This is a genomic window from Microbacterium sp. oral taxon 186 str. F0373, assembly GCF_000411455.1.
Classification (GTDB): Bacteria; Actinomycetota; Actinomycetes; order Actinomycetales; family Microbacteriaceae; genus Microbacterium.
This window is the reverse complement of sequence record NZ_KE150457.1, coordinates 1916300-1928360: the sequence shown is the minus strand read 5'-3', so window position 1 is coordinate 1928360 and position 12061 is coordinate 1916300. Positions and strand designations below refer to the sequence as shown.

Annotated in this window: 13 protein-coding genes and 1 tRNA gene; 6 read left to right on the top strand and 8 right to left on the bottom strand. The window is 70.8% G+C overall.

Annotation, left to right across the window (positions count from 1 at the left end; all coding sequences use genetic code 11):
- The first annotated feature begins 32 nt into the window (after window positions 1-32).
- Window positions 33-1061: a helix-turn-helix domain-containing protein gene (locus HMPREF1529_RS09025; RefSeq protein ID WP_016464586.1), complete on the top strand. Its 1029-nt coding sequence runs from the start codon at window positions 33-35 to the stop codon at window positions 1059-1061.
- On the opposite strand, the gene HMPREF1529_RS09020 is transcribed toward HMPREF1529_RS09025, so the two are convergent.
- The 3 genes from HMPREF1529_RS09020 to HMPREF1529_RS09010 all read right to left on the bottom strand — a co-directional run bounded on the left by HMPREF1529_RS09020 (window position 1058) and on the right by HMPREF1529_RS09010 (window position 2071).
- Window positions 1058-1366 (bottom strand): DUF6510 family protein, encoded by a 309-nt coding sequence (locus tag HMPREF1529_RS09020; protein ID WP_016464585.1) that lies wholly within the window; start codon window positions 1364-1366, stop codon window positions 1058-1060. The genes HMPREF1529_RS09025 and HMPREF1529_RS09020 overlap by 4 nt on opposite strands.
- Window positions 1363-1752: a hypothetical protein gene (locus HMPREF1529_RS09015; RefSeq protein ID WP_016464584.1), complete on the bottom strand. Its 390-nt coding sequence runs from the start codon at window positions 1750-1752 to the stop codon at window positions 1363-1365. Before HMPREF1529_RS09015 ends, HMPREF1529_RS09020 begins: the two co-directional genes overlap by 4 nt.
- Window positions 1753-1995: 243 nt before the next feature.
- A tRNA-Ala gene (locus HMPREF1529_RS09010) sits at window positions 1996-2071 on the bottom strand.
- A gap of 60 nt (window positions 2072-2131) precedes the next feature.
- Here HMPREF1529_RS09010 and HMPREF1529_RS09005 point away from each other — a divergent pair.
- The gene (locus HMPREF1529_RS09005; protein WP_016464583.1) at window positions 2132-3331 is read left to right on the top strand and encodes an amidohydrolase family protein; all 1200 of its coding nucleotides are present in this window, start codon (window positions 2132-2134) and stop codon (window positions 3329-3331) included.
- Window positions 3332-3359: 28 nt separating this feature from the next.
- On the opposite strand, the gene HMPREF1529_RS09000 is transcribed toward HMPREF1529_RS09005, so the two are convergent.
- The 3 genes from HMPREF1529_RS09000 to galU all read right to left on the bottom strand — a co-directional run bounded on the left by HMPREF1529_RS09000 (window position 3360) and on the right by galU (window position 5931).
- The gene (locus HMPREF1529_RS09000) at window positions 3360-4280 is read right to left on the bottom strand and encodes a hypothetical protein (RefSeq protein WP_016464582.1); all 921 of its coding nucleotides are present in this window, start codon (window positions 4278-4280) and stop codon (window positions 3360-3362) included.
- 108 nt (window positions 4281-4388) lie between these two features.
- On the bottom strand, window positions 4389-5018 hold the full coding sequence (locus HMPREF1529_RS08995; RefSeq protein WP_016464581.1) for a GNAT family N-acetyltransferase: 630 nt from the start codon (window positions 5016-5018) through the stop codon (window positions 4389-4391).
- A 34-nt stretch (window positions 5019-5052) separates the two neighbouring features.
- Complete coding sequence (gene galU / locus HMPREF1529_RS08990) at window positions 5053-5931, bottom strand: UTP--glucose-1-phosphate uridylyltransferase GalU (protein WP_016464580.1); 879 nt, start codon at window positions 5929-5931, stop codon at window positions 5053-5055.
- Between the two features lie 81 nt (window positions 5932-6012).
- Here galU and HMPREF1529_RS08985 point away from each other — a divergent pair, with 81 nt between their 5' ends.
- From HMPREF1529_RS08985 to mscL, 3 genes are read left to right on the top strand one after another with little or no spacing between them, the layout of a single operon-like run.
- Window positions 6013-6609, top strand: a complete 597-nt coding sequence (locus HMPREF1529_RS08985) for a 5-formyltetrahydrofolate cyclo-ligase (RefSeq protein WP_016464579.1) — start codon at window positions 6013-6015, stop codon at window positions 6607-6609.
- A gap of 19 nt (window positions 6610-6628) precedes the next feature.
- The gene (locus HMPREF1529_RS08980) at window positions 6629-6898 is read left to right on the top strand and encodes an FmdB family zinc ribbon protein (protein ID WP_016464578.1); all 270 of its coding nucleotides are present in this window, start codon (window positions 6629-6631) and stop codon (window positions 6896-6898) included.
- Between the two features lie 29 nt (window positions 6899-6927).
- Window positions 6928-7344 carry a large conductance mechanosensitive channel protein MscL gene (gene mscL, locus HMPREF1529_RS08975; protein ID WP_016464577.1) on the top strand — a complete coding sequence of 139 codons (417 nt, stop codon included), beginning with the start codon at window positions 6928-6930 and terminating at the stop codon, window positions 7342-7344.
- Window positions 7345-7403: 59 nt separating this feature from the next.
- Here the strand turns inward: mscL and HMPREF1529_RS08970 are convergent, their stop codons facing one another.
- The gene (locus HMPREF1529_RS08970) at window positions 7404-7595 is read right to left on the bottom strand and encodes a hypothetical protein (protein ID WP_036282854.1); all 192 of its coding nucleotides are present in this window, start codon (window positions 7593-7595) and stop codon (window positions 7404-7406) included.
- A gap of 5 nt (window positions 7596-7600) precedes the next feature.
- A complete protein-coding gene (locus tag HMPREF1529_RS08965; RefSeq protein WP_442852575.1) occupies window positions 7601-11317 on the bottom strand; it encodes an AAA family ATPase in 3717 nt (1238 codons plus the stop codon).
- A gap of 187 nt (window positions 11318-11504) precedes the next feature.
- Between HMPREF1529_RS08965 and HMPREF1529_RS08960 the strand changes: the two genes are divergently transcribed.
- Complete coding sequence (locus tag HMPREF1529_RS08960; RefSeq protein WP_005050910.1) at window positions 11505-12053, top strand: methylated-DNA--[protein]-cysteine S-methyltransferase; 549 nt, start codon at window positions 11505-11507, stop codon at window positions 12051-12053.
- Window positions 12054-12061: the final 8 nt, after the last annotated feature.

The following is a 12061-nucleotide window of genomic DNA, read 5'->3' as shown; positions in this document are numbered from 1 at the left end:
TGGCCTCAACGGGGCGACGCGAGGAGACGGGCATGAAGACGATCGAGGTGATCGACCAGGTGGCGCGATCGTTGGGGGCGCGGGTGCGCCTGACCGGCAGCGCGTCGGGCGACCGACAGCCGGCGGCGGCGGTATCGGAGCCCGTCGCCGGTGCGCGGTTCGTCGATGTTGCAGTCGGTGTCGGATCACTGACCCTGCGCGTCATCGGTCGCTCGGCGGGCGACCTGGATTCGCGTGCCTGGGGTGTGGTCGACGCCGCCGTCCATCTGCTGGCACGCGCACACGGCGGCGACGGCGGCCGACGCGAGCGCGTCTGCGCCGCCCTGCTCGCCGGTGATGCCACCGCGCGCACCGATGCGCTGTGGGAGCTCCGCTCCCGGCGATGGGTCGTCGCGCCCGATGAACCGCTGCGCGTCTGGGCCGTGCTCGCGAACGGCACCGGCGAGGTGGAGCAGATCGCGCTGGGGCGCCGCCTCGCCGCAGCCTTGCCCGCGCCGACCGACGTCGTGGACATCGTCGACGACGCCGTCGTCCTGATCTCCCCCGCGACGGTCGACATGGCGGCCTGCATCGCCGCCGTCGAGCGCGAGACGCGTGCGCACGCGGCGCGCCCGTCTGCTCTCGCGACCGCCGACTGCCCGCCCGATCGCGACGATCCGTTGCCGACGATCCGCCAGGCCCTGGATGCCGCGCGTCTGCGTGCCACGATGCCGCAGGCACTCGCGCCGCGGGCGGAAGAGCTCGGTGGATGGATGCTGGTGCAGTCCGTCCCCGCCTCGCCGCGCCTGCTTCAGTTGGTCTCCCCCGCCGCGCACGCGCTGCTGACCGCCGGTGACGAGGTGCAGCGTCAGACCATCGAGGCCTATCTTGACGAGGCGGGCCGGGCACCCGATACCTGTGCCCGGCTGCACATCCACCGCACGACGCTCTACTACCGCCTCGAGCACATGCCCGCGGCGGTGCGCGAAGCGCTGGCCGACGGCCTGCAGCGCAGCACTCTGCACCTCGCGCTGAAGACCGCGAGACTGTGGGAGGCCCGACCCGAGCTCGCGTCGGCTTAGCGGGCGACAGTCGGGCTGATCAGCTCGGTGAGGGCGGCGATTCTGATCGCCGGACCCGACGGCGCCGCCACGACCGTCATGAGCGTCCGGGAGCACCCGCGACAGCGCACGATCGCGGCATGCTCGTCGCGCTCCACGACGGCCTCGGCCAACGGTCCCGAGCGCGCGCAATGCCCGCACACGACGACGATCGAGGTCGGGTCGTCGGCGAACACGCCGGAGAGCATCCCCGCCAGTGCGTTGCCGTCGACTCGAGCGACGCGGCGCCCGACGGGCGTCGGGTGCGTCACGGCATCCGTCGTCATGATGACCCTCCGAATCTCTCCGTGCGAATCCGCGCCGGCTCGTGCCCGATGCGAACGAGCGCGTCGGCGACCGCCTCCACGAACGACGTCGGCCCGCACACGAAGACGGCGGGGCGCTCCGCGGGCGGCCAGCACAGCTGCGCCAGTTCGGCATCGGTGACGCGGCCTGCCGTTCGCGGCCACCCGGGCGGCGGCTGGCGTGTGTAGACCCACGACACCGTGAACGCGGCGGGTGGAAGGCGGGAGATCTCGTCGGCGTACATCGCGTCGTCCGGCGAACGGGTCGAGCAGAGCAGGCGGAACGGAGCCGCACTGTCGGCGACGGCACGCGCGCGAGCCATAGCCAGCAGCGGCACGACCCCCGATCCCCCCGCGATCAACTGCACGGGCGCGGGATCGTCCTCACGCCAGACGAAGTACTCGCCGAGGGGGGTCCGATCGCAGAGCCGAGCGTCATCCAGCCTAGGGCGGTGAGCTTGACGATCGCCGCGCGCTCGGAGCACTCACCCCGTACGCGATCGCACGTGAGAAGATCGCCTCAATCAGCAAAGTCAGTACCGGGTCGGCGGATGCAGGCAAAAGAAACGGCCGCTCAGCCATGATTTCTCATGCCCGATCAGCCGTCTTCTTGGTGGACCTAAGGAGATTCGAACTCCTGACCTCCTCGATGCGAACGAGGCGCGCTACCAACTGCGCCATAGGCCCTTGTATGTCCTCAACATTATCACGCGTCTCGAGTACCGCATGCACCGGCAGGATGGAGGCATGAGCTCCACGGCACCTGTGCCCGACCTCGTTCGCAACGTCCGACTCTGGTCGCACCCGGCCGACGCGGTCGACCTCCGCATCGAGGAGGGGACGATCTCGTCGGTCACGCCGACGTCCGACGACACCGCCGTGGACACCGCCGGGAACATCGTCAATGGACGCGGACTGCTCGCCCTGCCCGGTCTCGTCAACGCGCACGCGCACATCGACAAGTCGTGGTGGGGGCTTCCCTGGCAGTCGTATGGCGGTGAGGGGACGACCGAGGGCCGCATCCGTCACGAGCGGGCCCACCGCGACGAGATCGGGATGCCGTCGGCAGAGATCACCGGCAACGTCCTCGAGCAGTTCGTGACCCACGGCACCACCGCGATCCGCACGCACGTCGACGTCGATCTGGGGCTCGAGCTGGGCGGCATCGAGGCCGTGCGTGAGGCCGTCGCCGGCTACGACGGTGCCCTGGCCGTCGAGATCGTGGCCTTCCCGCAAGACGGGGTGCTGCGCCGCCCCGGCGTGCTCGCCCTCCTCGACCGCGCCGCGCGCGAAGGCGTCGAGCATATCGGCGGGCTCGACCCGGCCACGATCGACCGCGATCCCGTCGGACAGATCGACGCCCTGCTCGCACTGTCTGCCGACCATGGCGTCGGCGTCGACATCCACCTGCACGACCCCGCCGAACTGGGGGCCTTTCAGATCGAGCTCATCCTCGAGCGCGTCGAGCGGTTGGGGCTGCACGGCCGTGTCAACGTGGCACACGGCTTCGCGGTCGCTCAGCTCGACGGCATCCGACGCCGCGACCTCCTCGCGCAGATGGCCGCACTCGGCGTGACGATGACCACCGTCGCGCCGCTCCGGCTCCCCCAGCTCCCGTTGCACGAGCTCGATGCGGCCGGTGTCGCCTTCGGGTTCGGCACCGACGGCATCCGTGACCTGTGGAGCCCCTACGGCACCGGAGACCTCCTCGGTATCGCCTGGCAGTACGCGCGCGCGTCGAGCATCGTGCGCGACGACGACCTCCTCCGTGTCGTCGAGATCGCGACGGGCGCCTCCGCCCGCTTCGCCGGCCTGGCGACGAATCAACTGCAGGCAGGAGACCGCGCCGACATCGTGCTCGTGGATGCCGAGAACGCCATGGACGCCCTCGTTCGCACGCCGCGACGCGAGGTCGTCATCGGCCGCGGACGCCTCCTGGTCGGCTGAGCCGACCGGTCGGTGTCATCAGCCGGTGCTACTGACCGGAGGCGCGGCGTTCCAGCAGGCGGCGCACATGGGCCTCGATGGCGGCGTCGCCCGCGGCCGCTCCGCCGACGAGCTCGTCGTCGTGGGCCGCAGGCCGCGGCTGCAGCGTGACGGGACGCTGACGCTCGGCACGCGCGCGCATCGCCTCCTCAACGGCGCCGCGACGCAGCGCTTCGCGGGCGTCCGCCTCGTCGAGCACCGCGGCGGCACGTGAGCCGGCCGACACGGTGAGCGGCCGCGGAAGCTCTCGCGGCACCCACGAGCTGCGCTCGGCTTCCAGAGCCACGTCCTGCACGTCGGCTGCGACGCGTTCGATCGGCGCGACCGCCTCACGGACGACCACGCGACGCTGCACGCGCGACATCCGCTGCAGCAGCAGGGCGCAGCTCACGAACAGCACCCCGGCCAGCCAGAGCATCAGCTGCGCGCCGGTCGTGGCCAGCTGCACGCCGCCCCACGCGCCCAGCGCGAGAGCGGCGACGGCGACGAGAGTGACGACGAGGCGCGCCCGCCGACGAGCCTGGGCACGACGGATCTCGGGACGCGCGCGCTCGCGAGCGGCCGCACGCGCGGCGGCCTCGCGGGCGGCCGCGGCCTCGGCGCGCGCCTGCAGTTTGGTGACTTCGAGCTCGGCGCGTACGCGGGCGAGCTCGGCCTGCTCGCGCTCGGTCTGGGCCTGACGGGCCAGTCGCTGCTGGGCCATCGCCGTGCGCGCGTTGAGCTCGAGCCGCACTTCCTGCGGGGTCTCACTGGTCTCGGCGAGTACACGCAGCGCCTGATTCAACCGCACCGCGTTGCGCTCAGCGGCATTGAACTGGTGTCGGCCGTGCCACGACGGCAGAAGGTAGATCATCCACAGCGCCACGGCGACGAGGACGACCACGCCGCCGCCGAGAACCTGTCCACCCATGTCCCCCACGGTAGGGCCGAGGCGACGCGATCGGGCGACATCCGACCGCGTGTCTGACCTTCATGTCGAACCTGAAGGTTTCGCGGCCTCCTGCCGCGCTGCGACGGGTCAGCCGGCGGGGCGGTCGGTGAGCGGCACGGTCGCCGCACTCTCGGGCGCGCGACCCTGCAACCACCGCTGCAGCACGCCTTCGGGAGCCTCCTCGCGCACCAGCGCGAACGCGTAGTGGTCGCGCCAATCGCCCGCGATGTGGATGAATCGCCGCCGCAGCCCCTCGTAACGGAAGCCCAGCTTCTCGACGACCCGCAGACTCGCCCGATTCTCCGGACGGATGCAGATCTCCATGCGGTGCAGCCCGAGCTCACGGAAGCACACGTCGGTCGCCAGGGCGACCGCGGTCGGCGTGATGCCCCGGCCGGCGAACCGCTCGCTCACCCAGTACCCGATCGTCGCCGACGACAGCGACCCGCGGGCGATTCCCCAGACGTTCAGCTGTCCGGCGAGCTCGCCGTCGTACTCCATCACGAAAGGCACGCCGCCACCGTCGCGGTACTGCTGCAGCAGGCGACGGATGCCGAGGCGCATATCGAACGAGACGGGACCGTCGGGGCTGGTCGCCTCCCACGGCCGCAGCCACGAACGGTTGCTCATCAACTCCGACTGCAGCACGCGCGCGTCGCGCTGCTTGATGAGTCGGATCGAGATCGGACCGTGCTCACGGGGAGCCGTCAGTTCCATCGGCACCCCTCACCTCGGCCGCTCAGGATCAGCGTCAGAGCTTCTCCGCAAAGTCCTTCAACCAGGGCCGCAGCTCCGGACCGAGATCGTCGCGGTCGGCGGCCAGCTGCACGATGGCCTTGATGTAGTCCACCCTATCGCCGGTGTCGTAGCGGCGACCGCGGAACACGACGCCCAGCACGCCGTCGGTGACGGCCAGCTCCTGGAGGGCGTCGGTGAGCTGGATCTCGCCGCCCTTGCCCGGCTCGGTGCGCTCGAGGATGTCGAACACGCCCGGTGTGAGGACGTACCGACCGATGACGGCGTAGTTGGAGGGGGCATCCTCCTTCTTCGGCTTCTCGACGAGGCCCGTGACGCGGACCACATCGGGATCGTCGGTGGGCTCGACGGCGGCGGCCCCGTACAGGTGGATGTGGTCGGGGTCGACCTCCATGAGGGCGATGACCGTGAGGCCGGACGCCGCGTTCTCCGCCAGCATCTTCGACAGCAGCTCGTCGCGCTCGTCGATCAGGTCATCGCCGAGCATGACCGCGAAGGTCGCGTCTCCGACGTGGTGACGGGCGCGCAGCACGGCGTGGCCGAGACCCTTCGGCTCGCCCTGGCGGACGAAGTGGATGTCGGCAAGCTCCGTCGAGCGCTGCACGCTGCGCAGCTTGTCGTGCGCACCCTTGGTGAGCAGGTTCGACTCGAGCTCGGGCACCGAGTCGAAGTGGTTCGAGATGTTGTTCTTGTTGCGCCCCAGGATGATCAGCACGTCATCGATACCCGCCGCCACCGCCTCTTCGACGACGTACTGGATGGCGGGCTTGTCGACGACGGGCAGCATCTCCTTCGGCATCGCCTTGGTGGCGGGAAGGAACCTCGTGCCGAGACCCGCAGCGGGAATGACGGCCTTGATCGCAGGAGCTGACATGACCCATACCCTACCGGCGCACACCGTCGCGCCCGTGACCGTCGCGGCCGTGCATGTCGGTGCGCCGCCTACAATCGGACCATGACCGACGGCATCGACGACGCGAAACGCGCACTGCGCGCCGACCTCCGCGAGCGCCGTCAGCAGCGTTCCGAAGCGATGCGCTCCGCCGACGCCGCCGGCGTCAAGACTCAGCTCGACGCGCTGATCGCCCGCACCGGCGCACGCTCGATATCCTGCTTCCTTTCTGCTCCGACCGAGCCGGGCACGCACGAGTTCGTCGCCGACGCCGTCGCGCGCGGCATCCGGGTGCTGCTGCCGATCACCCGCGCCGACGGACTGCTGGACTGGGTGGTCGCCGAGCCCGGCGCCGACATTGCGGAGGGCCTGTTCGGCATGCCCGAACCGGTCGGCGAGGTGCTGAGTCCGCTGGCCGTCAACGATGTCGATCTGCTCGTGATCCCCGCCGCTGCCGTCGACCGTTCCGGCATGCGCCTGGGATGGGGACGGGGCTACTTCGACAAGACCCTCGGTTCGATGCAGCACTGCCCGCCCGTCTATGCCGTCGTCTTCGACACCGAACTGCTGGACGAGGTTCCCCGCGACCTCCACGACCAGCCGGTCACCGGTGTCGTGACCCCCACCCGCACCGTCGACCTCGCGTCGCCGCAACGCTGAGCCCTTCCCGGAGGAGACCATGCCCACCTACGCCTATGCCTGCACGCAGTGCGGACATCGCTTCGACGCCGTGCAGTCCTTCTCGGATGCCGCGTTGACGCAGTGTCCCGAGTGCGACGGTGCGCTGCGCAAACAGTACGGATCCGTCGGGGTCACCTTCAACGGTTCCGGCTTCTACCGCACCGACTCGCGTTCGTCCACCTCCGGCGGGGGGGCTGGCGCCGGCGCATCGACTTCGACATCATCGAAGTCCGAGGCGAAGTCCTCGCCCGCTTCGTCGGGGTCGTGACCGGCGCACGCCGGAGAATCGGAGGAACCGTGATCAACGGCTTCAAAGACTTCATCATGCGCGGCAACGTCATCGACCTCGCGGTCGCTGTCGTCATCGGTGCCGCGTTCACCGCCGTCGTGAACGCGATCGTGGCGTCCATCATCACCCCGCTCATCGAGGTGTTCTGGAAGCCGGGCGACAACGGTGTTCCCGGCATCCCGGTTCCCGCGGTCTGGGGCGGAACGGTCACCTTCCCGATCGGCGACCTGGTCAGCGCGCTCATCAGCTTCCTCGCGGTGGCGATCGTGGTCTACTTCGTGTTCGTGTTCCCGATGAACGCGTGGAAGGAGCGTCAGGCCGCCAAGGCCGGCGTCCCCGAAGACAAAGAGGAGAAGCTGCCGACCGAGCAGGAGCTGCTCATCCAGATCCGCGACCTGCTGGAGAAGAACGCCGCTGCGCGCTGAGCGCGTTTCGCGTCGTCGCTCTTCCGGTCGTTGAGCGAGCGCAGCGCGTCGAAACGCCCCTAGTAGTGCGGCGGCACGTCCCGCCGCAGGCGCTCATCGTTCGGCCCCGATGCCCCGTCCCCGGTGAGGGGCGGGGCATCGTCGCGGATGACGGGAACCTCGGGCGCGGGGTCGGTGCCCGGCGCCGGAGTCAGTCGCGCGCGGCGCGATCCGCGCACGCGCTCGACGTGCTGGCGGCTCTCGTCTGCCACGGGGATCAGCGCAGATCGAGCGGTTCGGTCACGGTCTCGGCGCGCGGCGTCTCGGGCGAGGCGCCGAGGATGGCCGCGATCCGTCCCGCGACCCCGGCCGGGTCGCTGTACAGGTCGAAGGCGTGCACGCGCACGTAGTGCCATCCGAGACGGCGCAGCACCTGGGGGCGCAGTCGCAGGCTCTCACGCAGGGTCTCCCCCATGCTGTCGGCGTCGCTCTCCACGACGACCGCCTTGCCACGATGCTGCGCGACCAGGGGAAGGATGCCCCGGTAGTTGACGTCCACGGCGATGCCGAGTGCCCGCAGGTGACCGGCGAGGGCCAGCGTGAGCGGATCGGCGAGGTCTTCGAGCCGGGACTCACGGGCGCGGGCGGCGATGCCGCCGAGGATCGACATGAGCGTCGCCGCACCCGACTCCAGGCGTCCCTCGTCGAAGGCCGAGGGACGGATCGACGAGACGATGACCATCGAGCGACGTGCGCGGGTCATGCCGACCGTGAGGAGGCGTTCTCCGTCGGGACCCGACAGATCGCCGAAGTCGCTCAGCACCCGGCCGTGCTTGGTCAGCCCGAATCCGAGGGAGAAGACGACCCGGTCGCGACTCTCCGCCACCGATTCCTCGAGTCCGAGCACCGCGAACGGCTCGGCCGTGTCGCGGCCGACGAACTCGGCGACGTCGGATCGGCCCGCGAACGCGGCGGCGACGGCGGCGCGCACGCGCTCCGCGTGGCGCACGGATGCCGTGACGACCATCAGGGTCTCGGTGGGACGGTTGACCGCGTGCTCGACGACGAGCGTCACGACGCGGGCGACCTCGGCATCCGGGCTCTCGACGGCCCCCGTGATGGGGTCGGGGGTACCGGTGCCCCCTTCGACGTAGTCGACGCTGAGGCTGCCGCGCCCGAGGTACGACCCCGCCCACGGGTACGAGACGAGCCGGCCTTCGTAGAAGGCGCCGTTGACGAGCTCGGCGAGGTCCTCGCCGCCGGCGCGGTAGCTGCGGGTCAGCGTCTCGACCGGAACGAGCTCGGTGAGCCGCTCGAACACGCTGACCTCATCGAACGGCACGTCGGGCTCGTCCTCCGCGCTCGCGTGCCCGGCACCGACGCGGAACGCGGTGGGACGCTGCGTCACGGGGTCGCCGAAGACGACCACCTGGCGCGCGCGACGCAGCGCGGGCGCCGCCTCGGCAAGGCACAGCGCCGCGGCATCCGCGACGATAACCACGTCGAACAGGGGCGACTCGGGGATGGAGGGCACTTCGTAGGGCGACGCGAGCCACACCGGCGCCAGCGTGCGCACGAGCTTCGGTGCCGCCGCGACCAGCTCCGTCGCCGACGCCCCGCCGCTGCGCAGCAGCTGCTTCAGGGCGGCGGCCTCCCCGGCCTCGTCGACGACGGCGATCTTCCACGTCGTCGCCAGCTCCGCCGCCAGCAGCGGACCCGCCGAGGCGGCGTGCGCCTCGTCGACCAGGCGGTAGTCGCGTTCGAGCCGGTCGACGACCGACGTGTTCGCGCCGAGCAGAGCCCGGTCCGAACGCAGCATCGCCTCGAGAGCGGACTGCCACCACGCGAACTCGAACTCGGCGGCGACGTGTTCTTCGGGAACGTGGCGGACAGACAGCTCGGTGAGCAGCTCCTCCAGGCCCATCTCGGCGAGTTCGCCGCGCAGGGTGGCGCGTTCGACCAGGTTGTCGAAGACGTCGGAGGTCGCCGCCAGGCCCGCGAGCGTGCGCAGCAGGTAGGGGATCGGCAACGAGGCGAGCGGTTCGGTGCGTCCCAGTGCGCGATCGAGCGCCCCCAGGTCGGCGGCCACCCGCTGCCACGCCGTGGCGACATCGTCCAGGCCCAGGGGGATCTCGGGCATGACGCCCGGATCCACCAGCTGCTGCCACTGGGCGCGCTGCTGCTGCACGCGCACCAGCGACTCGTGCATGTCGGTGATGTGCATGCCCGGGCGCACGTACTCGCGCGACAGGTTCTTCAGGCGCCGGCGCTGGGGCGATGTCATCGCGGGAGCGTCACGACGCGGCGCGTGCGCCTGGATGAGCTCCGCCAGCGGACGCTCGAAGACGGTGGTGCTGAAGCGATCGAGCGATGCCCGGATGCCCTGCAGCAGCTGCACGTAGGCGCCGAGTTCGGCCAGCGTCGAGAACGGGCGCATGCGCGTCTGCGCGATGAGTTCGTACCCGCGCTCGAGCATGGCGGGCACCTCGGTGCGGTGCAGTCGCCCGGCGAGCGCGTGGGTGTCGCGGGCCTCCTGCGTGGAGGCGAAGGCGACGCCGTACCACGGCGAATCGTCGGGGCCGAAGCGGAACTCGCCGAGACGGGCGGCGGTCGCCAGCGCCTGCGCGGCCTCGGCACGGCGGGTGCCGAGCGACTGCAGGGTGGCGATGTCGAATCGGGTCGCCGCCGACGGCTGCGGCGTCATCGACGCGATCGTGGCCAGGGTGCGCAATGCCTCGAGCGGAGAGACCTCGACGCGCGGATGCCGCTGCGTGAGCGAGTCGCGATAGTCGCGCAGCACGGTGCGCAGGCGCACGAGCGCATCGTCGACGTCGGCCACCTTGGGCTGTTCCGCCTTCTCGTTGCGCGTGATCGCGCGGATGAGGTCGCGGTGGAGATGACGCGGCGAGACGGCCAGGCCCGGCAGTCCGATGCCGGCGAGACGGTGGCGGACGCCCTCGAGGGTCGAGCGCCGCGCGCTGACCACGAGCACGCGCTTGCCGGCGCGCACGAGCTCGCCGACCGCGTTGATCACCGTCTGCGTGCCGCCCGTGCCGGGCAGCGTGTGCACGGCGAGCGACTGTCCGGCGGCGATGCGCGCGAGCACGGCCTCCTGCTCGGCATCCGCATCGAGCAGGAGCCGGTCCGCGGCGGGCGGGCGCTCATCGGAGCTGACGGGCGGGGCGGGCGTGCGGACGATCGACAGATCCTCGCGGTCGGACTCGTGGCCGGCGAGGGCGTTCAGGATCGGGTGATCGAGGCTCTCGGCGTCGCGACTCATCGGCGACGACGCGTCGGCGAACGTCGACACGACCAGGCGCGGCTGCACGGTGAAGGTGTCGACGTGCGCGGTGAGCGCCCGCAGGTGGTCGATGACCGGCTGCGGTTTGAAGACGCCACCGTCGTAGGCGAGTTCGGCGAGCGCGCGCCCGTCGATCACGAGACCGAAGTGCGTGCGCGCGGCGACGACGAGCTCGGGGTTGATCGTGAAGGTGCCGTGCAGCTTGAGGTCGAAGTCGGAGTGGTGACGGCGGATGGCGAGCGGGCGTAGCAGCACCGGGGCGGCGTAGGTGACGCCGCCGATGCGCCAGCCGGCGATGCCGACCGCCAGGTGCACCGTGTCGATGCCGCGGGTCGTGCGCATCTCGACGTCCTTGGCGGCGATGCGCTCGGCCGCCAGCCGGGCCGTCCGCAGGGCGACCTCGTCACGGAAGAGGTTCGACAGCAGCGTGGAGCGCCCGGTGATGAACTGGGGCAGGCTGCCCGGATGGGCTTTCGTGATGTCGATGCCCGCATCGCCGGCGTCGGTGTAGTGCAGCAGGGTGGACCGGCCACCGAGCCACGCCGACTCCTCGCGCAGGCGCGCACGCTCACCGGCGGCGACGTGGGTCACGACGACCCCCGGCTCAGACAGGTCGAGGTCCGCCGGGCTCACCGCATGACCGTGGTCGGCGTCGTCCACGCCTCGCACGGCGCCATCGTCTGCTCTCCACACACTCGACACCCTAAAGTCCCGATCACGGCGTTCCCGGTTAGCGCGGCGGGTTTTCGCGGTATTGGGGCTGATGTGACAGGTGGGGCGGCATCGTGAAGCCTCCTCCCCAACCGGCGCGGAGACTCTCCGCATCCACAGACCGTGACCGCGCGACGATGATGTCGACCGTCGCGAGCATCATGGAGTCATGACGTCGACTGCCGCATACTCGGTGCACCCGACACCGATCGGCGAGGCCCTCATCGTCGTCGCCGATGGGGGCCTCGTCGCCCTGGACGTGCTGGATGTGTCGCTGACGGCGGCCGACCGCCGCCTCGAAGCGATCAGCGCCCGCCGCCAGGGCATCGTGGTGCCGGATGCCGCGGCCACCGCCGAAGTGGCCGCGCAGCTGGACGAGTACTTCGCGGGCACGCGACGACGTTTCACGCTCGATCTCGACCTGCACGGGGTCGACGGCTTCGCACGCCGGGCACTGGAGGCGATGGACGAGATCCCGTATGGCGAGACGGCCTCGTACGGCGAGTTGGCGATTCTCGCCGGCTCACCGGGCGCGCACCGCGCGGCGGGATCGGCGTGTGCCCGCACGCCCATCTCGATCGTGATTCCGGCCCACCGTGTCGTCCGTGCCGACGGGTCCATCGGTGAGTACGGCGGTCACCCCGAGCGCAAACGGTTCCTCCTCGATCTCGAAGCCCGCGTCGTACGCGACGGCACCGCTCGATCCGCCGCCGTGTAGGCCGGTCG

What these genes read in the sequence shown, in the direction of transcription:
- HMPREF1529_RS09025 (WP_016464586.1), top strand. Translation starts at nt 33, where the DNA reads ATGAAGACGATCGAGGTGATCGACCAGGTGGCGCGATCGTTGGGGGCG.
- HMPREF1529_RS09020 (WP_016464585.1), bottom strand. Translation starts at nt 1,366, where the DNA reads ATGACGACGGATGCCGTGACGCACCCGACGCCCGTCGGGCGCCGCGTC.
- HMPREF1529_RS09005 (WP_016464583.1), top strand. Translation starts at nt 2,132, where the DNA reads ATGAGCTCCACGGCACCTGTGCCCGACCTCGTTCGCAACGTCCGACTC.
- HMPREF1529_RS09000 (WP_016464582.1), bottom strand. Translation starts at nt 4,280, where the DNA reads ATGGGTGGACAGGTTCTCGGCGGCGGCGTGGTCGTCCTCGTCGCCGTG.
- HMPREF1529_RS08995 (WP_016464581.1), bottom strand. Translation starts at nt 5,018, where the DNA reads ATGGAACTGACGGCTCCCCGTGAGCACGGTCCGATCTCGATCCGACTC.
- galU (WP_016464580.1), bottom strand. Translation starts at nt 5,931, where the DNA reads ATGTCAGCTCCTGCGATCAAGGCCGTCATTCCCGCTGCGGGTCTCGGC.
- HMPREF1529_RS08985 (WP_016464579.1), top strand. Translation starts at nt 6,013, where the DNA reads ATGACCGACGGCATCGACGACGCGAAACGCGCACTGCGCGCCGACCTC.
- HMPREF1529_RS08980 (WP_016464578.1), top strand. Translation starts at nt 6,629, where the DNA reads ATGCCCACCTACGCCTATGCCTGCACGCAGTGCGGACATCGCTTCGAC.
- HMPREF1529_RS08960 (WP_005050910.1), top strand. Translation starts at nt 11,505, where the DNA reads ATGACGTCGACTGCCGCATACTCGGTGCACCCGACACCGATCGGCGAG.